Annotated in this window: 23 protein-coding genes; 11 read left to right on the top strand and 12 right to left on the bottom strand. The window is 61.7% G+C overall.

Annotation, left to right across the window (positions count from 1 at the left end):
* Positions 1–2: 2 nt before the first annotated feature.
* From C0V73_RS03935 to C0V73_RS03905, 7 genes are all read right to left on the bottom strand, one after another.
* A complete protein-coding gene (locus C0V73_RS03935) occupies positions 3–1511 on the bottom strand; it encodes a right-handed parallel beta-helix repeat-containing protein (RefSeq protein ID WP_102018934.1) in 1509 nt (502 codons plus the stop codon).
* Positions 1512–1520: 9 nt separating this feature from the next.
* Positions 1521–2933, bottom strand: a complete 1413-nt coding sequence (locus C0V73_RS03930) for a sugar phosphate nucleotidyltransferase (protein ID WP_102018654.1) — start codon at positions 2931–2933, stop codon at positions 1521–1523.
* A gap of 53 nt (positions 2934–2986) precedes the next feature.
* Positions 2987–4108: an HlyD family efflux transporter periplasmic adaptor subunit gene (locus C0V73_RS03925; protein ID WP_102018653.1), complete on the bottom strand. Its 1122-nt coding sequence runs from the start codon at positions 4106–4108 to the stop codon at positions 2987–2989.
* 19 nt (positions 4109–4127) lie between these two features.
* A complete protein-coding gene (locus C0V73_RS03920) occupies positions 4128–5603 on the bottom strand; it encodes a glycosyltransferase (RefSeq protein WP_102018652.1) in 1476 nt (491 codons plus the stop codon).
* Positions 5604–5614: 11 nt separating this feature from the next.
* A complete protein-coding gene (locus tag C0V73_RS03915; RefSeq protein ID WP_102018651.1) occupies positions 5615–6934 on the bottom strand; it encodes a nucleotide sugar dehydrogenase in 1320 nt (439 codons plus the stop codon).
* Positions 6935–7175: 241 nt separating this feature from the next.
* Positions 7176–7820, bottom strand: a complete 645-nt coding sequence (locus tag C0V73_RS03910; RefSeq protein WP_102018650.1) for a response regulator transcription factor — start codon at positions 7818–7820, stop codon at positions 7176–7178.
* A 640-nt stretch (positions 7821–8460) separates the two neighbouring features.
* Entirely contained in the window at positions 8461–9186 is a 726-nt protein-coding gene (locus tag C0V73_RS03905) for a ParA family protein (protein ID WP_102018933.1), read from the bottom strand.
* A gap of 362 nt (positions 9187–9548) precedes the next feature.
* Between C0V73_RS03905 and ytfQ the strand changes: the two genes are divergently transcribed.
* The 5 genes from ytfQ to C0V73_RS03880 all read left to right on the top strand — a co-directional run bounded on the left by ytfQ (position 9549) and on the right by C0V73_RS03880 (position 14890).
* On the top strand, positions 9549–10511 hold the full coding sequence (gene ytfQ / locus C0V73_RS03900; RefSeq protein WP_102018649.1) for a galactofuranose ABC transporter, galactofuranose-binding protein YtfQ: 963 nt from the start codon (positions 9549–9551) through the stop codon (positions 10509–10511).
* Positions 10512–10615: 104 nt separating this feature from the next.
* Positions 10616–12139 carry a sugar ABC transporter ATP-binding protein gene (locus C0V73_RS03895; protein WP_102018648.1) on the top strand — a complete coding sequence of 508 codons (1524 nt, stop codon included), beginning with the start codon at positions 10616–10618 and terminating at the stop codon, positions 12137–12139.
* Positions 12136–13179, top strand: a complete 1044-nt coding sequence (locus C0V73_RS03890; protein WP_102018647.1) for an ABC transporter permease — start codon at positions 12136–12138, stop codon at positions 13177–13179. The genes C0V73_RS03895 and C0V73_RS03890 overlap by 4 nt, the downstream gene beginning before the upstream one ends.
* Complete coding sequence (gene yjfF / locus C0V73_RS03885; protein WP_102018646.1) at positions 13176–14156, top strand: galactofuranose ABC transporter, permease protein YjfF; 981 nt, start codon at positions 13176–13178, stop codon at positions 14154–14156. Before C0V73_RS03890 ends, yjfF begins: the two co-directional genes overlap by 4 nt.
* Positions 14153–14890: a FadR/GntR family transcriptional regulator gene (locus tag C0V73_RS03880; protein WP_102018645.1), complete on the top strand. Its 738-nt coding sequence runs from the start codon at positions 14153–14155 to the stop codon at positions 14888–14890. The genes yjfF and C0V73_RS03880 overlap by 4 nt, the downstream gene beginning before the upstream one ends.
* Before the next feature lie 28 nt (positions 14891–14918).
* Here C0V73_RS03880 and C0V73_RS03875 read toward each other — a convergent pair whose 3' ends face one another.
* Entirely contained in the window at positions 14919–15632 is a 714-nt protein-coding gene (locus C0V73_RS03875; protein ID WP_102018644.1) for a GntR family transcriptional regulator, read from the bottom strand.
* 260 nt (positions 15633–15892) lie between these two features.
* Between C0V73_RS03875 and C0V73_RS03870 the strand changes: the two genes are divergently transcribed.
* The 6 genes from C0V73_RS03870 to C0V73_RS03845 all read left to right on the top strand — a co-directional run bounded on the left by C0V73_RS03870 (position 15893) and on the right by C0V73_RS03845 (position 21850).
* Positions 15893–16981 carry an ABC transporter ATP-binding protein gene (locus C0V73_RS03870; protein ID WP_102018643.1) on the top strand — a complete coding sequence of 363 codons (1089 nt, stop codon included), beginning with the start codon at positions 15893–15895 and terminating at the stop codon, positions 16979–16981.
* Positions 16982–17013: 32 nt separating this feature from the next.
* A complete protein-coding gene (locus C0V73_RS03865) occupies positions 17014–18303 on the top strand; it encodes a PotD/PotF family extracellular solute-binding protein (RefSeq protein ID WP_102018642.1) in 1290 nt (429 codons plus the stop codon).
* Between the two features lie 224 nt (positions 18304–18527).
* Entirely contained in the window at positions 18528–19433 is a 906-nt protein-coding gene (locus C0V73_RS03860; RefSeq protein WP_102018641.1) for an ABC transporter permease, read from the top strand.
* A 2-nt stretch (positions 19434–19435) separates the two neighbouring features.
* Entirely contained in the window at positions 19436–20254 is an 819-nt protein-coding gene (locus C0V73_RS03855; RefSeq protein ID WP_102018640.1) for an ABC transporter permease, read from the top strand.
* 4 nt (positions 20255–20258) lie between these two features.
* On the top strand, positions 20259–21002 hold the full coding sequence (locus C0V73_RS03850) for an aspartate/glutamate racemase family protein (RefSeq protein WP_102018639.1): 744 nt from the start codon (positions 20259–20261) through the stop codon (positions 21000–21002).
* Positions 21003–21004: 2 nt separating this feature from the next.
* Positions 21005–21850, top strand: a complete 846-nt coding sequence (locus tag C0V73_RS03845; RefSeq protein WP_348627164.1) for a GNAT family N-acetyltransferase — start codon at positions 21005–21007, stop codon at positions 21848–21850.
* A 6-nt stretch (positions 21851–21856) separates the two neighbouring features.
* Here the strand turns inward: C0V73_RS03845 and C0V73_RS03840 are convergent, their stop codons facing one another.
* The 4 genes from C0V73_RS03840 to C0V73_RS03825 are packed head-to-tail and all read right to left on the bottom strand — an operon-like array spanning position 21857 to position 25491.
* Positions 21857–22357, bottom strand: coding sequence for a GNAT family N-acetyltransferase (locus C0V73_RS03840; protein ID WP_102018637.1), 501 nt, complete (start codon positions 22355–22357; stop codon positions 21857–21859).
* Between the two features lies 1 nt (position 22358).
* A complete protein-coding gene (locus C0V73_RS03835; protein WP_102018636.1) occupies positions 22359–23291 on the bottom strand; it encodes an ROK family protein in 933 nt (310 codons plus the stop codon).
* Entirely contained in the window at positions 23288–24472 is a 1185-nt protein-coding gene (gene nagA, locus C0V73_RS03830; protein ID WP_102018635.1) for an N-acetylglucosamine-6-phosphate deacetylase, read from the bottom strand. The genes C0V73_RS03835 and nagA overlap by 4 nt, the downstream gene beginning before the upstream one ends.
* A complete protein-coding gene (locus C0V73_RS03825) occupies positions 24469–25491 on the bottom strand; it encodes an SIS domain-containing protein (protein ID WP_102018634.1) in 1023 nt (340 codons plus the stop codon). Before C0V73_RS03825 ends, nagA begins: the two co-directional genes overlap by 4 nt.
* Between the last annotated feature and the right edge of the window lie 6 nt (positions 25492–25497).

Here is a 25497-nt window from a genome sequence, read left to right as displayed (position 1 = left end):
GGTCAGCTCCCGGTCTTGCAGTCCACCGGAGCGGCAGACGACGTGTTGGCGTGAATGGTGAGTGCAGCCGCCGATGCTCCCTGCGAGGCGGAGGTCTGCAGCAACTGCGGCACGTAAGGGGCGAATTCGCCGTCGAGTAGGATCGGCGACTGGCCGGCAAAGTCGTTGGCGAGAAGCGACACTTCGCTCGCCGCTCCGCCATGGATCCCGGACTTGTTGGCCGAGAAAGCATTGCCGTCGATGGTGACGTGGGCCTCCGCCTCCTGGTCGATGATCGAGATGCCTGCACCGGCATTTGCGATGAGATCATTGTGCGAGAGGAAGAGCCCGTTGCTCGTGCGCAGCTTGATCCCGACCTGGCTGTTGGACAGCACGAGGTTCTCCGAAATCGCCACGCAGCTGCTACGCACGACGGAGACTCCGCCGCGGCCGTTGCCGGACATCAGATTGCCCGTGACCGTCACATCGCGGGCGTCGTTGGCAATGAAGATGCCGCTGCCGCGGTTGCCGAGCAGGATATTGCCGGCGACCCGGATGGACGAACTCGTGTTCTGGATATCGATCGCCTGGGTTTCGGTCGTGCCCGTGATGACGTTGTCGCTGATATCGGCGCCGGTGACGCCCTTGATGGCGACCGCCGGGCCCGTGCCACCCGAGAAGCGGTTGCCGGCGACAGTCACACGATGGATGTTTTCCAGATTGACGCCGGAGACGTTGTCGAAGCTGCTGTCGACGATATGCGAGCCGATTTTGGAGGGGAACAGCGCCGCCCCGAGGATCGAAAGCCCACTGGTCGAGCCGGCATCAGCATAGCCGAGACGGCTAAAGCGCGCGCCCGTCGCCTGGAATGCGCCGGTCATTGCCGTTGCGACAAAGGGCCGAAAGCCCTTCAGTCCGGGGTTCTCACCCTCGGAGGCTTTCAGTTCGCCCTGATCCACAGTGAGCAGACCGGAATTGAGCAGGAAGGCGCCATCGATTGTCGAGAGTTCAAGCGATTGCCCAGGCTCGATGACGAGTGCCGAGTCCGACCAGATGACGATCGGCCAGCGGGAGAGGATGGTCTTGCCCCTCCGCTCCAAAGCGCCGGGATAGAGCTTGTCCGCCTCGGCTGCGACCTGATCGAGCGTCATGGAACCGCCGCGGACGAAGAGGGCTGGGGCTGCGCGGTTGACGAGCGCTTTCTCGATCTCCGCATCGAACTGCCGCGCGGTCTGCAGGCGCAGCTGGGCCAGCATGAAATCGATCGGCACAGTCTGGAGTTTGCCGACAGTCGTCAGACGGTCGAGGGCAGGGCGCGGGGCGGCCTCGGTCCTGTCGATCATCGCCAGGCGACCGGTCAGGAGTGCGCGGGCATCATCCTTGCGGGTATCGACAGCTTCGAGCCGCGTTCCGATCTCGGCCACGGTCCGGGTCAACCTGGCCAGTTCCGCCCGGTCTAGGCTCTCGGCACGAAGGCCGGGAGCTGTCGACGCGAGAAGGAGTGCCAGAAGGAGGGGGAGGCCCTTGCGCATCACCATTCCTCAGCTGTGCACGAGTTGCAGGGTGGCGATGGCATCGGCTTTCTCGATGACGACTTCGCAGACGACCTCGACCAGTTGCATCTCGTTTTCGGGACCGCAATAGATGGCTGCCGTTTCGCCCGCCGGGACCTCGAAATTGTCACCGATCCGAAGCGGCCGGGTGACGGCTCCGGTTTTCAGGAGGCCGGCCCCGGAGGTCACCGTCACCATTCGATGGGACGCCGTGTCCTCGGCAATCGGCAGCATGGTGCCGGGCCGGAGCGTCATCATCCGCAGTTCGTAACCCGGACCGCTCTGGACGCGGCGCACCTCGCCCCAGGCCATCTGGTTGCGCATGTGCTGGGCAAGTTCGCGGCGCTTGATGCTCTCCAGCTTCTTGACGATCTGCTTGACCTGCTGGGCCTGGTCGCGAGTCGTGATCAGCAGCGCATCGTCCGTGTCGACGACGACCACGTCATCCATGCCGACGACGGCGATCAGTTTGCCGGAGGCGCGGACATAGGAGTTGCGGGTGTCGATGCTGATGACGTCGCCGCTCAGGACGTTGCCGTCCTCGTCCTTCTCGGCGATGTGGTGCAGGGCATTCCACGCGCCGACATCGCTCCATGCGACGAGGAGGGGGGCAATGACCGTACGTGGCGAGTGTTCGAAGACGATGGATTCCGTCGGCAGATTGGCCGCCGGCTGCAGGGCCTCGGCATTCAGGTAGAAGGCGTGCTCGGTTTCGAAACCGTGATCGAGGGCCTTGGTGACCGCGTCGAAGGTCTTCGGGTCGAGGCGCTTAAATTCCGCGATCAGGACATCGGCGCGGAAGAGGCTAAGGCCGGATGCCCAGTACGCGCCACCGGCCTCGATAAGGGCCGTTGCCACTTCGACGGGCGGCTTTTCAATGAAGCTCGAGACCTTGCGAGCGCAGGTCAGGCCATCGAGCGCGCCACCGTCGACAATATAGCCATAACCGGTCTCGGGATATTCCGGCGGAACGCCGAAGAGAACGATGTGGCCCTGTTCAGCCGCCTTGCGGGCAGCCAGCACATTGGCGGGAAGATCGCCCTTCACGACATGGTCGGAGGGGATGACGCAGATGAGCGAGGCCGGATCGGTCTTCGCCAGCGTCAGCGCAGCGGCGAGCACGGCTGGGCCGGTGTTTCTGGAGATCGGTTCTGCCAGAACCCGCGCCGGGCACTTGATGTCGCTCAGTTGATGCAGAACGGTTGCGACGTGGGCGCTGCTGACGGCGACGATCGGATCGGCGAAGCCCGGAGCGCGATGGCGCTCCACGGTGGCGTGGAAGAATGTGGTCTCCGAGCTTCCGTCGATGCGCTGGAACTGCTTGGGGTGTTCCGTGCGCGACAGTGGCCAAAGCCGAGTGCCGATGCCTCCGCAGAGGATGAGGGGGTGGACGTCTTGCATGGCTGCTCCTGTGAATCCGTTGGAGTGATTACGCGGGATAAACTGCCTGGACTTCAGGTTGCGGCGCCCTCCCTGAACCACTCGCCAAGCTTCTGGCGCAGGGCGAAGATGCGTTGGCTGATGATGCGGACGGAGACGGGGGAGCCGGTCGCCTCACTCTCGAGTTCGGTGGTCGGCTCAATCAGGGCGCGCATCTCTCCCTCGTTGCCGATCGCCGTCAGTGCTTCCGCATCACGCGACAGGCTGCCGAAGACGACCTTGCCGTCGGAGAAGCGGAGTTCGGCGATATCGCCGGAGACGAGCTGCTTGGCCTGTTCGGCAGAGACGACGGCCTGAACGACCGGGGTCGCGGTCTCGTCGACAACTTCGACGATCGGATCGCCGGCCATCACGGTCGAGCCTTCGCCGGCGCGGGTCGGAAGGATCCGGCAGTCGCAGGGCATGTTGACGCTGAGCGTGGTGCCGGACACGGATTGCAGGGTGTAGAGAACCTCGCCGCGGGTGGCGCCGAGATCGAGGTAGGAGATCTGGCCGCTGGCGATGGCCCGCAGCGGTTGGCCGCCGGCGGAGAGCACGGCGAGCTGCTTCACCTCTTTCGAGAAGACGCGTTCATAGACGAGATTGGCAGCGATCCCGGCAAGGGCGAGGCTGGCGGCCACGGTTGCGGCGGTCTTCAGGCTGCGACCGACCATGTTGCCGATACCCGCCTGGGTTCCGGGCTTCTTGCCGCCCGAGACGGCTGCGCGTTCCCGCAGGCTGATGATGCCGTCGACTGAGGTGATGTCACCGGCGATGTAGCTGTTGAGAAGATAGCGCAGCGTCGGCAGGTGCTCGCCCGTCGGTTCGAGGAAGTCGAGCCGCACTTCACCGGTCTCGGCATGGGTCCGGCTGATGCGAACATTGACCTGCAGCGAAATCGTGTAGCCGTCGAAATCGAAACGCAGGACGGCGATGCGCTCCTTGGCTTCGAGTTCGGGGCCGGCAAGGCCCGATACGGAGGCCGAGACCAGGGACAGGCTGCGGCCACTGAACTGGCGGCCGTCGATGACGGCGATGAAGGGGATATTGGTCTTCGGATGCTCCGTGCCCGTGTCGAGCAGCATCGGGAAGCTTTCGGCCTGTCCGGTGTAGCCTTGGGAAGCGGTGTCGCGTGCGGCCTTCGTTTCGATATCCATGGTTACGGTCCTTCGGGAGTTAGATAATGTTGCCGACATAGGCCACGCCGAGGATGAGCCATCCAAGCGCGAGGCAGTGCATGTAGGTGGAGCTCATGGCCCGCCAGCGCTGGCCGAGCGGGATCGCCCGGGCCGATCCGGAGCCCGACTGGCGGGTCCATCTCTGGCGGTCGAGGCGGAAGAGAATGAAGCTTTTGACGACCGCGCCGCCGACCTGGCTGAAATACAGGAGGAAGGGATAGGTGATCGGGAAGCTCTGGCCCCTGAAGGTCATGATGACCGTGCAGAAGAGGTAGCGGGTGAACATGACCCAGGCGACGTAGATCGGCAGGATCCAGGGGCTGACAAAGAAGGCAGCCAGGAGGATGCTCGCTGGGCCGGCCAAAGTCGTCCAGATCGACAGCGCCTGATCGAGGATCGACCACCAGGTGAAGTAGCCGATGCGGGAGGCGGGGAGCGCCAGTGCCCGTGCATTGGTGCGCAGCATGTTGCCGAACCAGCGGGTCATCAGCGTGGTCGCGGATTCGAAGAAGCCGTCCTTGGGCTGGGTTTCGATCGACAGCGTGCAGAGATCCGGCAGGTAGAGCATCTTGTAGCCACGCTGCAGCAGCCAGTACCAGGTGGACTTGTCGTCGCCGGTCAGGAAGTGGACGCGGCCGAGGCGCCAGTGGTCGATGAAGTCGTTACGGACGAGATCGACGAAGCCGGGATCGGTTGCGAGGCTTGCCCGGAAGATCGACATGCGCCCGGTCAAAGTCAGCACGCGTCCGCCCAGCGACATCGACGACATCATGACGTGGCGCTGCGAGAAGCGGAGGTCAAACCAGTCGCGAAACAGACGGCCACCTTGGGTGTCGCTCAGTTCGTCCGTCGTCACCGCGCCGATGGTCGGATCGGTGAAGAAGGGGATGCTGCGGTCGACGACATCATGGGGCACGCAGCTGTCACCATCGACGAAGATGACGATATCGTTGCGGCCGGGATTGAGTCTGGCGATCGAGCGCAGCGAGGTGGCGAGCGCGTCACGCTTGCCGGTGCCCTCGATCTTGTCGATCTTCAGGCCGACAGTCGCTTCGCGGCCCGGATGGTTGAGGGCAACCGATGCCATGACCCGACGGATGAGGCGCGCATCGGCCTCGTCGACGATGGAGGCGACAATGGTGGCGCCACCGGCCGCCCGGAAGGCGGCCTCGAAGATCGAGCGATAGACGCGGGTCGAGATCTCCGGGGCGATCTTGTAGGTGGTGACCAGGAAATAGGCGTGATCCTTCAGGCCCCGGGCTGTATAGGCCTCGGCGGCCTGACGGCGCCGCCAAGGATAGGCGAAGTTGAGGAAATAGGCGGCCCGCGCCAGGTTGATCCCGGCCCAGGCATAACGCCAGGCGCCAATCAGACCGACAGTGATCAGAGTGCCGGAGACCGCCGAGACGGTCGGGTGTGGCACGCTGAGCGCCAGGATCGTCATGGAAAGGATGTAGATGACGTGGGCCAGCATCTTTCCGCTCCTTACCAGCAAATGCCCTGGTAGGTGCCGGACGAGCGGATGTCCGGCCGGATGCGCAGAAGATCGACCATCGGGATCTTGTCGCTCGACTGATCGAGAACCGGCATGGCTTCGGCATAGTGGTTGCCGACCAGGATGACATCCGAGGTGTCGATCAGATCGTCGAGTTCGCCGACAAGCCGGTTCTTCAGATCGATAGCGGTGTCATTGCCGCGACCGGCACCGCTCATGCCCTCCGCATAGGCCTGCTGAACGAAGGGGTCGTAGATCTTCAGGTCGTAACCCTTGGCGATCAGGCGCGAGGCAAGGCTTGCGAGCGGGCTTTCGCGCAGGTCGTCGGTGCCGGTCTTGAAGCTGATGCCGACCATGCCGATGGTCTGGCCACCCATCTGGGAGACCATGGTTTCGGCGCGGTCGATCTGGGCTTCATTGGCTTCGAGAACCGCATCGAGCAGGGCGCTCTGGACGTGGGCTTCCTTCGCGAGATGGCGAAGTGCGCGCACATCCTTGGGCAGGCAGGAGCCGCCGAAGGCAAAGCCGGGACGCATAAAGTAGGGCGAGATGTTGACCTTGAGATCCGAGCACAGGATCTTCATCACCTGCTGGCCGTCGACGCCGCAGGCCTTGGCGATGTTGCCGATCTCGTTGGCGAAGGTGACCTTGACGGCACGCCAGGAGTTGCTGGTGTACTTGATCATTTCGGCGGTCGCGAGCGGTACGGAATGGCAGACGCAAGGCAGTCCGGCGTTGATTTCGTGCAGGATCTTGTCGGTGGTTTCATCGATCGCGCCGAAGACGATGAGACCCGGATCGTAATAGTCCTCGATTGCCGTGCTTTCGCGCAGGAATTCGGGATAGTAGCCGACGCCGAAGTCCTGGCCGGCGATCAGGCCGGAGGCGGCTTCTAGTGCCGGAATGCAGACCTTGTCCATGGTGCCCGGCACGATGGTCGAGCGGACGACGACGGAGTGGAAGGCCTTCTTGCGGGCAATCGCTTCGGCGATCGCCTCGCAGGCCTTCACCACATAGGTGAGGCCAACGGAGCCATCCGGTGCGCTCGGCGTGCCGACGCAGACGAAGGATAGGTCGGTTGCGGCAATCGCCTCATCGATATCAAGCGTCGCCCGCAGGCTGCCATTGGCCACCGTCATCTCGATCAGCGGCTCAAGGCCTTTCTCAACGATGGGTGTCTTGCCTCTGTTGATCGTGTCGACCTTGGCGGGGTCGATGTCGACGGCCACCACTTCGTGTCCGTCCTTTGCGAGGCATGCCGCAGCGACTACGCCGACATAACCAATCCCAAATACGCTGATCCTAGCCATTTGCTGCCCTCTACCTGGCGGCGCGACCCGCTTGGGGCCAGCCGTTCGTTAACATCTGTTAATCTCGGCTGTAGGATTGGCAGCATTGCCCTGACGATCAAAGTCAGGAAAATACGATACTTGTCAGGAAAATCCTGACCAATGACAAGTTTATTTATGAATATGTTCATAAATTTCGGATGCGCGCGAAAAAAGCCGCAATCCATAGGATGCGGCCTTCGGAAGTTATATTGTATTATATCTAGTGCTGCAGCCAGCCAACGCTTATTGCGTAGTTGACTATATCTGAGCGTGTTCTCAAGTCGAGCTTTTTAATTGCTCTATACTTGTATGTCTCGACTGTCTTTGCGCTGAGCTGTATGTCGGCGGCGATTTCCTTCATCGCCTTTCCGAGAGCGACGTGACGAAGGACAAATTCCTCCTTTGTCGACAGTTTTTGCCGGTCCAGCTCGCAGGATTGCAGTGAGCGATCGGACAGGGCGAGCACCGTCTCATCGATGACGACGTCGCCGGCATGAACGCTCTTGATGGCGCGCAAAAGGCGCGGGCTTGCCACCGTCTTCGTCACCACGCCGCTATAGCCGCGATTGATGTAAGTCTCGCCCGACAGGGTTTCCCGCGCATCGCAATAGGCAATCAGTTTTGCTCCGGCGCGCAGGTCCTGTAGCTGCAGCCCGCATTCCGCAAGCGTCCGATCCAGAAAGTTCGGATCTGCCACGATCACGTCTGGCTCAAGCCGCTTCACTGCTTCGCACAACTCCTGATCGCGTTGCGCCAGGATGATCGCATGCAGTTGACGGGTTGAGTTGATCAGGAAGTTCAGCCCGTCCACCAAGACGGGATTATCGTCGAGAACAAGCACCCTGATCTTGCTAGTGTAATCCATTGCAGCTCCAATCTTTCGACAACGCCACAAAACTCCTCTCCGGTCACAACCGGTTGAATAAGTTTCATTCACCGAGCCAGCACCGGAATGGTCCGGGAGAACGGGCAAGGTGTCAAGATGTTGCAGTGCCGCGAAAATTCTAGACAAATTGTTGGCCTGCAAAATCAAGGTTTAGAGGCGTGCATCACTTTCCGGAAAAATTATCGTTTTGTAACAGTGTTATAAGCCAATTTACTGGTGGGAATCCGATGGTTGCGATTGGTACCGTTGCAATTTTGCGATGCGAAAAACTGTCAGTTTTTGGGTCACCAAGGATCCTTTCGATAGCCGCTTTATAAGGAATGACGGATGAGAATTTCGTTGTGGGATGAGCCGCGACCCTCGCCAAATCAGGCAGGATTGTGGCGGCGCAGGGCGCTCACCTGCGATCTATCGTCATCCCCGCAATGCTACTCTCTGTCGTCCCCGTCACGATACCTGACGGAATCGTGATTTGGCGGAGGCTAAAGAAGCTATCAGGCGAAAATGCAGCAGCGACATGATTGTCGCAAAAGGATAAACGGCGAAGGGGCCAGACTGCGTCTCTACAGTCGGCCCCCCGAGCGGTGGATTGCTTCTAATGGTTGTGTTCTCTGGTGGCTTAGGCCGCAGTTTCCAGAGCCTGGAAGTCTCGTTGTGTGCCATAAGCCGGTGGTTGAGTGGCGCTGGTGCTGGTCAGCCTCAGAACTTCGTCGGCAAAGGCTTGCGCATTCATGACCGCCTTCTCTCCGCCCGTGGACAGAGCGCCGTCGAGTTTGCGAAGCGGGCGATGCATGTCGAACATCTCGCGAAATGCAGCGCGTTCCGCGATCGGCGTTTCCATTACATTGATCTGCTGCTCGGACAACAGTCGCTTCACCGCCTGCATCGAGCGGGTGGTGATCGCCGGGTTGACGCGGGAGAGGACGACGGAGTGGGGGATGCGGATTCCGGCCTTGCGGTCGAGATAACGCAGAAGGTCCAGAACCTGCGCGCCACCCTGGGCGTCCATGCTTGAGCCCTGGATGGGCACGAGGACATGATCCGACAGTCCGACTGCGGATGCGAGAAGCGGGGACTGGATCCCCGGAAGATCGACAATGACAAAATCCCACTGGCTGCGCCGCTCATGCACGATCTTCTGGATCGTCGGGGCGGAGACATAGGTCTCGACCGACAGCCTCGGCATCAATGCTGCACCTTCGTACCACTTGGAGAACCAGCGCTGGGGGTCGGCGTCGATCACGCAGACGCGGTAATTGCGATGGAGAAGTTCGGTGGTCAGGAGGAGGGCCGCAGTTGTCTTGCCTGCGCCACCCTTTGTATTCGCAAAGGTGATCACTGCCATCGGGTATTCCTGTTTCGTGAAGCGGGAGCCGGAATCGCTCATGCGGAGGCACAGGACATCGTGCATCTGGAAATATAAAGAAAACTGGTTAACAGAAAATTACGAGATTTAGGGAGGCTGCGCCGTTCGCCCCGGTTTTCAGGCGTTTTGCCATTGATGCGGATTCTATACTCGGCGGGTGCTAGCTTTCCATGTTAACCTTTGCCTCGCCCGGACATTGGGAAGGTGAGGCGAAAAATAGAAAATACTTATGCTGCAGTGCACAACATATAATAGTACTTTTGGTCTTTACAGGTTGTGTCGCTTTGCCTATGCATAATGACAGACACCGTGGAGGCGGTGTCTTTTCAAGGGAGGACATCATGACATTTCTTCGCAAGCTTGCGCTCAGCGCAAGCGTGATCGCACTCGGCTGCTCTTCGGCTCTCGCTGCAGACCTGACCGTCGGCTTCTCGCAGATCGGTTCCGAATCCGGCTGGCGTGCAGCTGAAACATCCGTCACCAAGCTGGAAGCTGAAAAGCGCGGCATCGAACTGAAGTTCGCCGACGCACAGCAGAAGCAGGAAAACCAGATCAAGGCCATCCGCGGCTTCATCGCCCAGGGCGTTGACGCCATTCTCGTTGCTCCCGTCGTCGCAACCGGCTGGGAAGACGTTCTGACGGAAGCCAAGGAAGCCGAAATTCCGGTCATCCTGCTCGACCGCGGCGTTGACGCTCCGCAGGATCTCTACCTGACCTCGGTCGCTTCCGACCAGGTGAAGGAAGGCCGCGTTGCCGGCGAATGGCTGGCCACCACTGTCGGCGACAAGCCGTGCAAGGTCGTTGAGCTGCAGGGCACCGTCGGTTCGACGCCTGCGATCAACCGCAAGAAGGGCTTCGAAGAAGCCATTGCCGGCAAGGCGAACATCACCATTGCCCGCAGCCAGACCGGTGACTTCACCCGCGCAAAGGGCAAGGAAGTCATGGAAGGCTTCTTGAAGGCTGAAAATGGCGGTAAGGACATCTGCGCGATGTACGCCCACAATGACGACATGGCTGTCGGCGCCATCCAGGCGATCAAGGATGCCGGCCTGAAGCCGGGTACCGACATTCTCGTCGTCTCGATCGACGCTGTTCCGGATATCTTCGCCGCCATGGTTGCCGGCGAAGCCAATGCGACCGTGGAACTGACCCCGAACATGGCAGGTCCGGCCTTCGATGCGCTCGACGCATTCCTGAAGGACGGCAAGCAGCCGGAGAAGTTCATCATCACGGAATCCAAGCTCTACACGCCTGCGGACAACCCGCAGGGCGAGTATGACAACCGCAAGGGCCTCGGTTACTAAGGTAACCCTCCCGGCAGGACCCCGCCCTACCCTGGTGGCGGGGTCTCTGTCGCTTTCTCCCGGCTTTAATCGGGGATAGCTTCATGGGAGAGGGGGAAGAGGCAATGACCGAGCATCCATCGATCGTGCTTGCGGCGGCGGGCATCACCAAGACATTCGGTAATCACACGGCGCTCGACGGCGTCGATATCGCGTTTCATCGGGGCGAAGTGCATGCACTTCTCGGCGAAAACGGTGCCGGCAAATCCACGCTGATCAAGATCCTGACGGGCGCCTATATTCCGGACGGCGGAACGATCACCCTTGACGGCGAGGTCGTGAATTTCACCACGCCGCAGCAGGCCCAGACGCTCGGCATCGGCACGGTCTATCAGGAGGTCAATCTCCTGCCGAACATGACCGTGATCGACAATCTCTTCATTGGCAGGCAGCCTGCCAACCGCTTCGGTCTGGTCGACAAGCGTCGGATGGAGCGCGAATCCCGCGAAATTCTCAATACCTACGGTCTCGACATCGACGTCAAGGCGGAGCTTTCGACTTTCTCCGTCGCCGTGCAGCAGATCATTGCGATCGCGCGGGCGGTGGAACTGTCCGGCAAGGTGCTGATCCTCGACGAGCCGACCGCCAGCCTTGACCGTTCCGAAGTCGAGAAACTCTTCGGCATCGTTCGCCAGTTGCGCGACCGGGGTCTCGCGATCGTTTTCATTACCCACTTCCTCGATCAGGTCTTCGAACTGTCGGACCGCGTCACGGTCCTGCGCAACGGACGCCTTGTCGGCACTCAGGCGATTGCCTCGCTCGACCGCACCAGTCTGGTGCGGATGATGCTCGGCAAGGATCTCGCCTTCCATCATCCCGATGTTCTCGGCGAAGAGGGCGAAGTCGGCGAGACGCTGATGGAGTTTGAAGGTTTCGGGCTTTCAAACAGCGTGCAGCCCTTCGATCTCAAGATCCATCGCGGCGAAGTCGTCGGTGTTGCGGGCCTGCTTGGCTCCGGGCGTACCGAGATGGCGCGGCTGATGTTCGGCATCGACCAGGCCGATAGCGGCTCGATCAAGATCGATGGTTCCAGCCGGCAGGTTCGCAATCCGCGTGAAGCGGTCGAACTCGGCTTCGGCTTCTGCCCGGAAGACCGCAAGATCGACGGCATTTTCGGCGACCTCTCCGTGCGCGAAAATATCGTGATTGCCATGCAGGCACGGCTCGGCTGGTTCAAGGCCTTGAACCGCGACGAACAGCTCGAGATCGCCGGCAATTTCATCGAGGCGCTCGACATCCGCACGGCTTCTGCCGAGCTTCCCGTCAAGCTGCTTTCCGGCGGCAACCAGCAGAAGGTAATCCTTGCCCGCTGGCTCGCCACCGATCCGCGTTTCCTCATCCTCGACGAGCCGACGCGCGGCATCGATGTCGGCGCCCACGCCGAAATCGTGCGCATGATCAGCCGGTTGCGTGAAGATGGGCTGGCACTCGTCGTCATCTCGTCCGAACTCGACGAAATCGTCAGCTATTCCTCGCGTGTCGTCGTCATGCGCGATCGCAAGATGGTCGCCGAGTTGCATGGCGCCGACATCACCCCCGGCTTCATCGTCCAGACCATTGCCGCCCAGCCGGCGGAGGTCGAGGCATGAAAAGGCTTTCCATGTTCCGCATCATTTCCCCGCAGCTGCTGGCACTTGCCGGCGTGCTGTTCTTCAACTGGCTGGTCTTTCCCGGCTTCTTCAACATCACCTGGCAGGATGGTCGACTGTTCGGCAGCCTGATCGACGTCATCAATCGCGGTGCGCCGGTCGCTATCCTCGCAATTGGCATGACGGCGATTATCGCGACCAAGGGCGTTGATCTCTCCGTCGGTGCCGTGATGGCAGTCGCTGGAGCGGTTGCCGCGACCTGTGCGGTTGCCGGTCAGCCCCTGATCGTGACGCTGGTCGCAGCCTTGGCCATCGGCATCCTCTGTGGTCTGTGGAACGGCATTCTGGTCGCGTATCTCGGCATTCAGCCCTTCGTTGCGACGCTGGTGCTGATGGTTGCAGGGCGAGGGGTGGCGCAGTTGATCACCGAGGGGTCGATCGTGACCTTCTCCGATCCCGCGCTCATCTTCGTCGGCACGGGCAATCTGTTCGGCCTGCCCATGCCGGCTGTGATCGCGATCGTGCTGATGATCACGGCGCATCTCTTCATGCGCCGCACGGCGATCGGGTTGTTCATCGAGGCGATCGGCATCAACCTTTCGGCCGCCAACTACACCGGTCTGCGCAGCAAGCTCGTGATTTTGTGCATCTATGCCTTCGGTGGCTTCTGCGCCGCGACCGCCGGTATCATTGCCGCCGCCGATATCCGCGGAGCGGACGCCAACAATGCCGGTCTCTGGCTTGAGCTCGACGCGATCCTCGCGGTCGTCATCGGTGGCACCTCGCTGCTCGGCGGACGCTTCTCGATCCCGATGTCGGTGCTTGGCGCCATCATCATTCAGGCCATGAATACGGGCGTGCTAGTCTCGGGCTTCCCGCCGGAATTCAACCTGATCGTCAAGGCGGGCATGATCATCATCATCCTGGTGCTGCAATCGGCCCGGATCGCCCAGGTGCTCGGCCGCAAGTTCGGCCCGCGCCAGGCACCCGCCACGACCCCGCCCCAGACCAAGACCCAAACTTCGGGACAGGCACGATGAATCCGCGTTATCGCCCTCTCGCCGCGACCACCCTCATCTTCGTGATCGCCTATGCCATCTGCATCTCCCAGTATCCGGGCATGTGGTCGACGCGCGTCTTCGGAAACTTCCTGACCGACAACGCCTTCCTCGGCATTGCTGCCGTCGGCGCGACGTTCGTGATCATTTCCGGTGGCATCGATCTCTCGGTCGGCGCGGTGATCGGCCTGACCGGCGTCATCACGGCCATCCTCATTTCCTGGGTCGGTATCCATCCGCTGGCGGTGTTTGCAATCGTGCTGGCGCTTGCCGCCACCTTCGGTGCGTCTATGGGGGCCGTGATCCATTTCCTGCAGGTTCCGCCGTTCATCGTGACGCTGGCCGGCATGTTCCTGGCGCGCGGTTTTGCCTCTGTGCTGAGCCAGGATTCCATTCCGATCGACCACGAGTTCTACCGGACGATCTCGAGCCTTTATTACCGGCTTCCGGGTGGCGGGCGTCTGAGCGCCATTGGCCTCCTGATGCTTGCAACCTTCCTGGTGTGCGGCTTCATCGCCCACAAGACGCGCTTCGGTTCCTATGTCTATGCAATCGGCGGCAATGCCACATCCGCCTCGCTGATGGGCGTTCCGACAGGCCGGGTGACGATCGGCATCTATGCGCTCTCGTCTTTCCTCGGCGGGCTCGCCGGCATCGTCTATTCGCTCTACACCTCGGCCGGCTACCCGCTGGCGGCGGTTGGCATCGAACTTGACTCGATTGCAGCCGTGGTGATAGGCGGAACGCTGTTGACAGGCGGTTACGGTTTCATCTTCGGAACCCTGATCGGGGTCATGCTGCAGGGCCTTGTCCAGACTTACATCGTCTTCGATGGGACGCTCTCCAGCTGGTGGACTAAAATCGCCATCGGGTTCCTGCTGTTCATGTTCATCTTGCTTCAGAAGCTGGTGTTTACCGCGCAGACCGGGCGTACGCGCCTGAAGAAGGCCCCTGCATGAGTGAGCCGGGGAGCCTTCTTCGCTCCCTGTCCGGGCGGTCGACGGCACGTAACTACCATTCGCATGTGATCAACGAGATCGGGGCCGGGGTCATCTCCGGCCGCTATGCGATTGGCACCACGCTGCCGAACGACGCGGAACTGATGGAAGAGTTTGAGGTGTCACGCACAGTGTTGCGCGAGGCCTTGAAGACGCTGGAAGCGAAAGGCTTGCTCGAGGCTCGGCCAAAGGTCGGCACCAAGGTCGCCAAGAAAAGCCGCTGGAGCCTTTATGATCCGCAGGTGCTCGCCTGGCACCTGGAAGCCCCTGTTGATGCAGAGTTTCTGTCCGGGCTGCATGAGGTGCGCCGTTCGCTGGAGCCGCAGGCGGCGGCCGAGGTTGCGCGGCGCCGTACCGCTGACCAGATCCGCCTGATGCTCTACTGGATCCACCAGATGGAGACCTCGCTCGGTTCGCTGCAGAACTTCGCGCTTGCCGATTTCGAACTGCATCGCATCATCGCAGACGCCGCGCACAATCCGTTCGTGCGCGCCCTCTACGGGCTGATCGAACTGGCGCATGCCTTTGCCTACAAGACCCAGATCGATGAACGCGATCCCTGTGTGCTCGACAAAATCCTCGAGAGCCACAAGTTGCTGGTCAACCGCATCGAATATGGCGACGAGGCGGGGGCTCGCCAGGCTATGCTGGATACGATCGAGCAGGACAGGGTGATCGCGGCTGCCGTGCGGTAATGGCGGCTCAGCCTTCCGGCGACGGGGCTTAGAGCGCTAGGGCGTCCTTCAGGGTCCGGGCTTCCGCGACCGACAGATCGAGATCCGCCTCGATGTGATCGATGTGATGCAGCATCAGATGGGTCGCCTTTTTGACATCGCCCTTTTCCAGCGCATTCAGAATTTCGTCGTGCTCGTCATGCCCGCAACTGGAAATCCCGGTCCGACCATAAAGTGCGATCACGAGGGACGAGCGGGCGACGAGCTCGTCCATGAATTTTTCCAGCACCTGGTTGCCGGCCACCTTGGCCAGCATCAGATGGAAATCGCCCGACGCCTTGATCTCGGCGCGTCTTGCGTTCGCACCGCGTTCGTTGCGGTACCGCGCCTCTTCCTTCAGGTGTTCGCGGAGGGCGGCGATATCGGATGGCGTGATGCGCTCGGCCGCGGCAGCAATGATGCCGGCCTCAATCAGGCGGCGCGATGAGAAGACCTGGCGTGCCTCCTCCGTGCTCGGATTAGAGACGAAGGCTCCGCGATTGCGCTCCGTCTTCACCAGCCCCTCGAAAGCGAGCATCTGCAGGGAGTCCCGTACGACCGTGCGGCTCACATCGAAGAGGGTGCCGACTTCGGCTTCGGAGAGCTTGGTGCCGGGGGCAAGCCGGCGGTCGACGATCGCATCGCGCAAGGCATCGCGGATCGCGCGGGCGCGATCTTCAAGGTTGGGGTCGAGTTGCCTGCGGAGCGAGCTCTTGGCGTTCATCAGTCCATCCGGTGTTCGTCTGTGTTGTAACTCGCCATGAGCCATTGGGGAAGATCGTGAGAGAACCAAATGCCATCTAGATTGCATACAATCTGATCTATCCAATGACGACAATCGATTAATTGCTGTGCATGCAGTCTCTCCATGTGCTCAATCCTTTTGCGGCGCAGCAATGCGTCCCATGGGAATCAAGCACTTAGCGAGATGGCCGCAAACTGGCACGGCTTATGCATCGTCTTGAGCGACACCAAGGAGCCGCCATGACGAAAGCCGCCGACATCGAACTTGCCGCCGTTACCAAGACCTACGGGACGTCGACTGCGGTTCATGCCATCAGCCTGAAGATCCCGGCCGGTACCTATTGCTGCCTGCTCGGACCGTCCGGTTGCGGCAAGACATCGACGCTCAGAATGGTCGCCGGGCATGAAAGTGTCTCCTCCGGCGACGTCGTGTTCGGCAATACCAATGTCACCACGCTGCCGCCTGCGCAGCGGGGTACGGCCATGATGTTCCAGTCCTATGCGCTCTTCCCGCATCTCGATCTTGTCGACAATGTTGCCTTCAGTTTGAAGATGAAGGGTGTCGACAAGGAGACCCGTCGCGGACAGGCCATGGAGATGCTCAAGCTCATGCAGCTCGAGCCTTACGCCAGTCGTCGTCCGGCTCAATTGTCCGGCGGACAGCAGCAGCGCGTGGCGCTGGCGCGGGCGCTGATCACCAAGCCCGAGGCCCTGTTGCTCGACGAGCCCCTTTCGGCGCTCGACCCGTTTCTCAAGATCCGCATGCGCGCCGAGCTGAAGAAGCTGCAGACCTCGCTCGGCATTACCTTCGTGCATGTGACCCACAGCCAGGAAGAGGCGATGGCGCTTGCCGATCTCATCGTCGTCATGAATGAGGGGCGCATCGAGCAAGCGGCGACGCCGCGGGCTGTCTTCGAGCGGCCGGCGACAGCCTTCGTTGCCCGCTTCATGGGGGATCACAATGTGCTCTCCGGGCGCATCGTCGAGCGCACGGCTGAGGGCTTGTTCATCGAGGTTGTCGGTGGCGGCCGCTTCTTCGCGCTCGGTACGGCACCTGTCGAGGATGAAACGGCCGATATCGCCATCCGCACGGACCATGTGCGCATTGGCGCAATGCCGGCCGATGGTCTCGGCTTCGACGGTATCGTCTCGAATGTCGAATATCTCGGCGCCAAGGTGAAGCTGACCGTCACCACCGCCTTTACCGATGAATTCACCGCCGTTCTTTCGGACGCGGCCTTCTTTGCCTCCCCGGTTCGCGTCGGGGAAGGCGTCACCCTGTCATGGGATCAGCCGGATTCGATCGTCCTCGGACGCATCGTGAAGTGAAGCCAAACCAATAAAACCAGGAGAACAGCGCAATGTCAGACAGCAGCAAGACAAAGAAGGGCGTATCCCGCCGCACATTCCTGAAGACCGCATCGGCCGCTGCCGGCCTCGCCGCCGGTTCGGGCGCGATCACCGGCTTCCCGACGATCTGGGCGCAGAACCCGATCACGCTGCGCCAGTTCGGCACCGGCGTGTCGAACATCAATGCCATCGCCGAGAAGTGCAAAGCCGACCTCGGCATCACGCTCGAGATGACGGCAACCGATTCTGACGCCGCAGCCCAGCGCGCCGTCACCCAGCCGATGTCCTACGATATCGCCGACATCGAATACTGGATCCTGAAGAAGGTCTATCCGACCGGCGTCATCCAGCCGATGGAAACCTCGAAGCTCAAGTTCTACGACAAGGTCGTGCCGCTGTTCAAAACCGGCAAGCTGCTGCCCGACAGCGTGATCGCACAAGGCACTGCGCCGCACACTGTCGGCTATGTCGAGAGCAAGGATGCGAAGACCTTTGCATCGGGCGAGACCGAACTCTTCACGATGATGCCGACGATCTACAATGCCGACACGCTCGGCATCCGTCCGGATCTCGTCGGTCGTGAGATCTCCTCCTGGGCCGACATCATGGACCCGGCTTTCAAGGGCAAGACCTCGATCCTCAATATCCCATCGATCGGCATCATGGATGCCGCGATGATCTGCGAAGCCATGGGCATCATCAAATATGCCGACAAGGGCAACATGACGAAGGCCGAGATCGACACGACGATCGACTTCCTGATCAAGGCCAAGCAGGACGGCCAGTTCCGCGCCTTCTGGAAGTCCTTCGACGAAAGCGTCAACCTGATGGCGTCTGGTGAAGTCGTCATCCAGTCGATGTGGTCGCCGGCAGTTGCCGCCGTTCGCTCCAAGGGCATCGCCTGCAAGTATCAGCCGCTCAAGGAAGGTTATCGCTCGTGGGGCGGCGGTCTCGGACTTGCCGCACATCTCACCGGCGCGCAGCTCGATGCGGCCTATGAATACATCAACTGGTACACGTCCGGCTGGGTCGGTGGCTATCTCAACCGCCAGGGCTACTACTCCGCCTGCATGGAAACCGCGAAGGAATTCATGTCTGCCGACGAGTGGGGCTACTGGATCGAAGGCAAGGCCGCGACCGGTGACATCATGTCTCCGGAAGGTGCGGTCATGGAAAAGGCCGGAGCGGTTCGCGACGGCGGCTCCTTCGAAGAACGCATGGGCAAGGTCGCCTGCTGGAACTCCGTCATGGACGAAGACCGCTACATGGTCCGCCGCTGGAACGAGTTCATCGCGGCTTGATGCCTTACCCTCCCCTTGAGGGGGAGGGGCGGTGCGAAGCTCCGGGGTGGGGTGAAAGTCTGCAATGGATGACCCCCCACCCGCGGCTTCGCCGCGACCTCCCCCTGAGCGGGGAGGTGGGCCACAGGTGCCTTCTCCCCGCTTGCGGGGGGAAGGTGGCGGCAGCCGGGTGAGGGGCAACCTTCCCGGTCCGCTCTTTTCGAAGCGACAGGAGACCTAACATCATGGTGGAAGTGCGATTTCTGGGTGTTGGCGAGCCGAAGCCGAAACGCGTCATCCGTGTGCCGCTTGTGCTCGTCTCCTATCTGCAGGCGACGCCGCTCATGGTCATTCTCGGCTGCTTCCTGCTGCTGCCGATCCTGATGATCGGGACGGTCTCGTTCTGGGACTACGACTTTGCCCAGATGTATCCCGACTTCGTCACCTTCAACTACACCGAGACGCTCGGCTCCTGGGTTACCTGGAAGATCTATTTCAACACGTTGAAATTCGCCTTCATCGTCTGGGCGATTACCCTCTTTGTCGGCTTCTGGGTCGCCTATTTCCTGGCCTTCCACGTGCGCACCTCCGCCATGCAGAGTGTCCTTTTCCTCGTCTGCACCGTGCCGTTTCTCACCTCCAACATCATCCGCATGATCTCCTGGATCCCGGTGCTCGGCCGCAACGGGTTGATCAACACGGCGCTGGTCAATGCCGGGATCGTGCCGCAGCCGATCGAATGGCTGCTTTACTCCGATTTCGCTGTCGTGCTCGCCATGGTGCATCTCTACACGCTGTTCATGGTGACCCCGATCTTCAACACGATGATGCGCATCGACCGCTCGCTACTCGAAGCGGCGCGTGATGCCGGTGCCAGCGGCTGGCAGATCCTGACCAATGTCATCATCCCCCTGTCGAAACCCGGCATGGCGATCGGTACGATCTTCGTGGTGACGCTTGTGATGGCCGATTTCTCCACCGTGCAGGTCATGTCCGGCGGGCAGAGCGCGTCCGTTGCTTTGATGATGAAGAACCAGATGTCGTTGCTGCAATATCCGGCCGCTGCCGCCAATGCCGTGGTGCTCTTGGCGCTGGTTCTCCTGATGGTCGCCGCGATCCTGCGCGTCGTCGATATCCGGAAGGAGCTCTAACGATGAATTCCGACAAGCGCCCGCGCGAGTTCTACGTTCTCGCCGCCTTCTTCGCCCTGTTCGTCCTCTTCCTTTACGGCCCACTCTCAGCGATCCTGATCCTCTCCTTCCAGGGGCCGAACGGTGGTCTGACCTTCCCGCTCAATGGCGTCTCGCTGCACTGGTTCGGCAATCTCTTCGAACAGCAGGCGGTGGGCGATTTCGGCGGCTCGTTCCGGCGTTCCTTCGCGCTCGGCTTCATGGTCATGGTGGTGACAGTGGTCGTTTCGCTGCTGGCGGGCCTCGCCTTCCGGCGCAAGTTTGTCGGCTCGACGGCGCTCTTCTACCTGTCGGTCGCAAGCCTCGTTGTGCCCTCGATCATCATTTCGCTCGGCATCGGCGTCTTGTTCAGCCAGCTCGGGCTGCAGCCGGCCTGGTATTCCTCGGGCTTCGGCGCGCATCTGACCTGGACGCTTCCCTTCGGCGTGCTGATCATGTTTGCGATCTTCAATCGTTTCTCGCCGGCCTATGAGGAAGCCGCGCGCGACCTTGGTGCCACTTCCTGGCAGACGTTCCGGCATGTGGTGCTGCCGATGATCGCGCCGCCCTTGATCGGGGTCGGGCTCTTCGGCTTCACACTCTCCTATGACGAGTTCGCGCGCACGCTGATGACCTCGGGTACCTACAACACGCTGCCGCTCGAGATCTACGGCATGACGACCAATGTCACCACGCCGGTGCTTTATGCGCTCGGCACGGTGACGACGCTCTTCTCCTTCCTGGTGATTGCGGGAACGCTTGGCATTATCATGGCCATGAACCGCCGTCGGGGGCGGGCATAATCGTATGAAAATTGCCGTCATCAATCCGAATACCACCGCTAGCATGACCGCGACCATTGCGGACGCCGCGCGGCGGGTGGCCCATACCGGAACCGAAATCCTGGCGATTACCTCGTCGATGGGTCCGGTCTCGATCGAGGGCTATTATGACGAGGTCTTCGCTGTGCCCGGCCTGCTGATGGAAATCGCCAAGGCCGAACGCGAAGGGGCAGATGCAATCGTGATTGCCTGTTTCGACGATACGGGGCTGGATGCTGCACGCGCGCTGGCGGGCATCCCGGTCATCGGTATCTGTGAGGCGGCGCTTTCGGCCACATCCTTTATCGCCCAACGCTTTTCGGTCGTGACGACCATGGAACGCTCCCGGCTCCCGGTCGAACATCTCGTGCATCGCTATGGCATGGGCAGCCGCTGCAAGGTACGGGCGGCGGATGTGCCGGTGCTGTCGCTGGAGGATCCGAATTCCAACGCCCGAGACCGGCTGCGCAGCGAGATATCGGCAGCGCTCAAGGACGACAGGGCCGAAGCGATCGTGCTCGGCTGTGCCGGCATGGCGGATCTGACGGCATCGCTCCGGCAGGAGTTCGGCGTACCCGTGATCGACGGCGTGGCTGCTGCCGTGAAACAGGCGGAGAGCCTGATTGCGCAGGGCCTGTCGACCGCCAAGCGCGGCGCCTATGCGACACCCGTTTCCAAGACCTATCACGGTGACCTCGCCCGTTTCTCTCCCGCTGCCATGGGCGTGTGAGCGTGGCGGAGGATCTAGAGATCAGGGTCCTGGCGGCTGGCGAGGTCGAGGACCTCATCGGCTGGGCGGCGCTTGAAGGCTGGAACCCGGGGCATGGCGATGCAGCAGCCTTCCGTTTCGCCGATCCCGAGGGCTTTCTGGGATGCTTCGTCGACGGGCGGCTGGCTGCCGGCATTTCGGCCGTGCGATATGGGGACGGCTTCGGCTTTATCGGGCTCTATATCTGCCATCCGGACTTTCGGGGCCAAGGGCTCGGACGGCAGGTGTGGGATGCCGGAATGGCGCATCTCAGGGATCGTGTCATCGGCCTCGACGGTGTCGTTGAGCAGCAGGCGAATTATGGCCGCATGGGGTTCGCGCCCGCCTATGACACCGTGCGTTGGAGCATCGAGCGCATGCCGGCTCTGCCTGCGAGCTTCACCTGCTGTGAGGCGATCGCCGAGGGCGATCTCGCCGAGATCCTTTCGCTCGATCGGGCGTTCTTTCCCGCGCCCAGAGAAGACTTCCTCTCGGAATGGCTGAAGCCGCCGCGTCGTGCCTTCCTCTGCCGTCGGCAGGGTGTCGTGGCCGGCTATGTTGTGATGCGACCTTGCCTTGGTGGCTACAAGATAGGGCCGCTGTTTGCCATGGATGGTCGGACCGCCGAGGATCTGCTGAAGGTCTGTCTCGCAAACCTCAAGGGCGAGGAAGTGCATCTGGATGTGCCGGAATACCAGGAAGGCTTTCGCTACCTGCTCGGCCGTCTCGGCTTCAAACGGGGGTTCCAGACCTCGCGCATGTATCGAGGCGAACCGCCTCAAATGCAGAAGACAGGCGTCTATGCGATCACCACACTGGAGCTGGGCTGAGGTCTCTCAGTCTGCCATGCCTGACGGGGCGGCAAGCGGCAGCATGCCCTTGTGGATGCCGGGCGAGGAACCCGGAATGGCGATGGCACCGACGCTTTTCTCATAAAAGCCCATGGGGCCGGCGCCGCCTATGATCGCATAGCCGTAGCCTTGGTCGCGCATGTCGAGGAGTGTGCGGATCAGCAGCGCATGGCCGATGCCGCGGCCACGGGCGCTTTCATCGACGCCGGTCGGGCCGAAAAAGCCCTTCATCGTCGCTTCGTGGCAGGCAAAACCAAGCAGCGTTTCGCCTTCATGGGCAATCCAGCAGGTCACGGGCTGGCGCATGATTGCCGCCGTCGCCTCCGATGCCCAGCCAGCGCCGAAACGGGGCTCGATCCAGGCGCAGATCCCCGAAAGCTCAGGAACAAGCGCGCGCCGGATCGTCACGCCTTCGGCCTGCATGCGCCGATCAAGGTCGGGATTTGGCTGCAGATCGTAGAGCTTTACCAGCATGTCCGCTGCCATCTCAGCCTCCTTGATGCTCTCTAGCGTAGTCGAGGCCGAGGATCGCGGCTCCGATCAGGCCCGGCTCGACGCCGCAGGCTGCGGGCACAACGATCGGGTTCTTGAACTTGCGCAGGATGCGGGCGCGCAGGGCCGTGTCGATCCGAGAGAGAAGCGCCGGCACGTTTGAAAGGCCGCCGCCGACGGGCAATATTGTGGTGCCGGTGACGTTGACCACCATCGAAAGCGCATCGGTCAGGATGTCGACATAGACATCGATGGTGCGTTCCGCCTTTGCATCACCGTTCTGCCAATCAGCGATGATTTCTTCGCTGGTCAGTTGTTCAGCGTGAATATGCTTATGCAGCTTTTCGAGGCCTCGCGCGCTGCAGATTGCGTCGATGCAGCCGATTTGGCCGCAGCCGCATTGGAAGCGTGGCACGTGCACCGGCGGATTGCCGGCTTCCGTTGGCTGGATCGGCCCATGGCCCCATTCGCCGGCAAAGCCGCTCTCGTTGATCAGCTTGCCGTCGATGACGAGGCCGCCGCCAACGCCGGTGCCGAGGATGACGCCGAAGACGACCCGGTGCCCGCGGGCAGCACCTATGCCGGCTTCGGCCAGCACGAAACAGTCGGCATCATTGGCGACTATGACAGGCAGGCCGAGGGCAGCTTCGAGATCTGCCTGCAGCGGTCGACCGTGGATGCAGGGAATGTTGGCAACAACGGCGTTCGCCGTGTCGGGATCGATGACGCCGGCGATCGAGATCGCGATGCAGGCAGCGCGCTCACCGGCGATGGCTTCGGCTTCCGCGATGACGGAGGCGAGTGTGGCGACGAAGGCGTCGAAATCGTGGATCGGGGTCGGTTGGCGCGGGAAGGGCCGGATGTCTTCCGGGCTCGTTGCGAGCGCACCCTTGATGGCGGTGCCGCCGATGTCGAAGCAGACGATCATGCGAAGGCCCTGCTCGGCGCCGTGGCGGTACCATGGACGCAGGCGCCTGAAATCCAGGTCGAGTGGATGGTGAGATCAGGGCTCAGGACAATGAAGTCGGCATCCTGGCCTGCGGCCAAGCTTCCCTTGGTCTTGGCACCAATGGCCTCTGCGGGATAGAGCGATGCCATACGCAGCGCTTCCTCCAGCGGCTGTCCCAGCTTTTCGTGCACGTAGCGAACGCAGGAAAGCATGTCGATGTCGGCGCCGGCAAGCGTTCCATCGGCGAGTGTCAACCGGCCATCGCGGCGGTAGACGGTCCGGCCGTTCAGGTCGAAGCTTGTCTCATCAGAGCCGATGGTCGACATGGCATCGGTCACGAGAAAGATGTGGGCGGGGCCGGTCTTGGCGGCGAGCGCGATCTTCATGGTGACCGGATCGACATGGAAGCCGTCGGCGATCAGTCCGCAATGGAGGATCGGCGAGGTGAGGGCAGCGCCCACGAGGCCCGGTTCGCGATTGCCGAGCGGGCTCATGGCGTTGAAGAGATGGGTGACGAGTGTGGCGCCTGCTTCTACGTAGGCCGCGACGCTGGCGCAGCTCGTATCGGTGTGGCCGAGGCTCACGCGGTAGCCGGCCTGGACCAGGCGCTTGACCTGATCCGGTGTGACGCTTTCAGGCGCGACCGTGATCATCGGGATGCCGAAACGCGATGCCTGTTCGACGAGATAGTCGAGATCGGCTTGCGCCATCGGGCGGATCAGGGCTGGATCATGGGTGCCCTTGCGGGCGATCGAGAGATGCGGACCTTCGAGATGCAGGCCGAGATAGCCCGGCTCGCCTGCCTTGGCGGCGGCCTCGCCGGCGATGATAGCTTCTCTCTTCAGTTCGGGGGCATCGGTGATCAGAGTGACCATCAGAGCAGTCGTGCCAAAGCGGGCATGGGCGTCGCAGATCGTGCGGATCCCTGAAATCGTCGGATCGTTGTTGAACAGCACGCCGCCGCCGCCATTCACCTGCAGGTCGATGAAGCCGGGGGCAATCAGCGCATCGCCCATATCCTGCTTGGCAATGCCCGCGGGCAAGTCGGCTCTGGCGAGAACAGCCTTTATCCGGCCGTTGTCGACCAGGAGGGCTGCATCTTCGTAGAACGTGTGCCCATCGAAAATGCGGCTTGCTGTGATGGCGAAGGCTTGGCTCATTGGGTCTCGGTAACTTTCTTCAGTGCGACCGGCTTGTCGGGATTGAAGCCGCGGGCACGGGAGAGGGATTCGATAAAGCCATAATAGGGAACGATGAGGGCCAGCGCATCCGTGATCGGATGTCCTGTTGCGATGAAAGGCAGCTTGTGGCCGGCCGTCGCCTGATCCGAGGTGATGAAGCAGGTGGCATTGCTGGCGGCGAGCTTCGAGACGGTGCCGGCAATCGAGGCTTCGGCCTTGTCGCGGGCCGCAAAGGCGACGACGGGGAAATCGCGGCCGACGATCGAGACCGGGCCGTGCAGCACTTCGGCGGAGGAATAGGCCTCGGCGTGCAGTTCGCAGGTTTCCTTGCATTTGAGTGCGGCTTCAGCTGCGATGGCGAGCGCCGGACCGCGGCCGAGCATGTAGAGGGAGTCTGCCGATTTCAGCGGCTCGAGCAGTGCGCTCCAGTCGAGAGCGAGCGCCTTGTCGAAGTGCGCGGGCAGCGCATCGACGGCGCGGGTCAGCGCTTCGTCTCTGCTCCAGCTTGCAAGGATAGCAAGGCCGCCTACGATCGAATTGACGAAGGACTTGGTGGCGGCGACCGCGATTTCAGGACCCGCCTTGATGTCTATGGCGAAGGTTGCGGCATCGGCGAGTGGCGAAGGCAGGGTGTTCACCAGGCTCACCGTGGTCGCGCCACCATCGTGGGCACCTCTCGCCATGGCGACGATGTCAGGGCTTGCCCCGGACTGCGATACGGCAAAGGCGGCGGCCTTGGCGAGTTTCATCGGCGTCTCGTAGATCGAGGCGAGCGAGGGGCCGAGCGAGGCGACCGGTAGGCCCATCTGCAGCTCGATCGCATATTTCAGGAAGTGAGCCGCGTGATCGGACGAGCCGCGGGCGATCGTGACCACGACGCCTGGGTCCTTGTCGCGCAGCGCGTTCGCCGCCTCTGATATCACGGTCCTGGAGCTGTCCAGCAATCGGGCAGCGGCTGCGGGGATCTCGTCGATCTCCTCACGCATCTTGGTGATCATGGTACG

This window comes from Rhizobium sp. TH135, from assembly GCF_002855515.1.
Classification (GTDB): domain Bacteria; phylum Pseudomonadota; class Alphaproteobacteria; order Rhizobiales; family Rhizobiaceae; genus Allorhizobium.
This window is presented reverse-complemented; position numbering and strand designations above follow the sequence as displayed.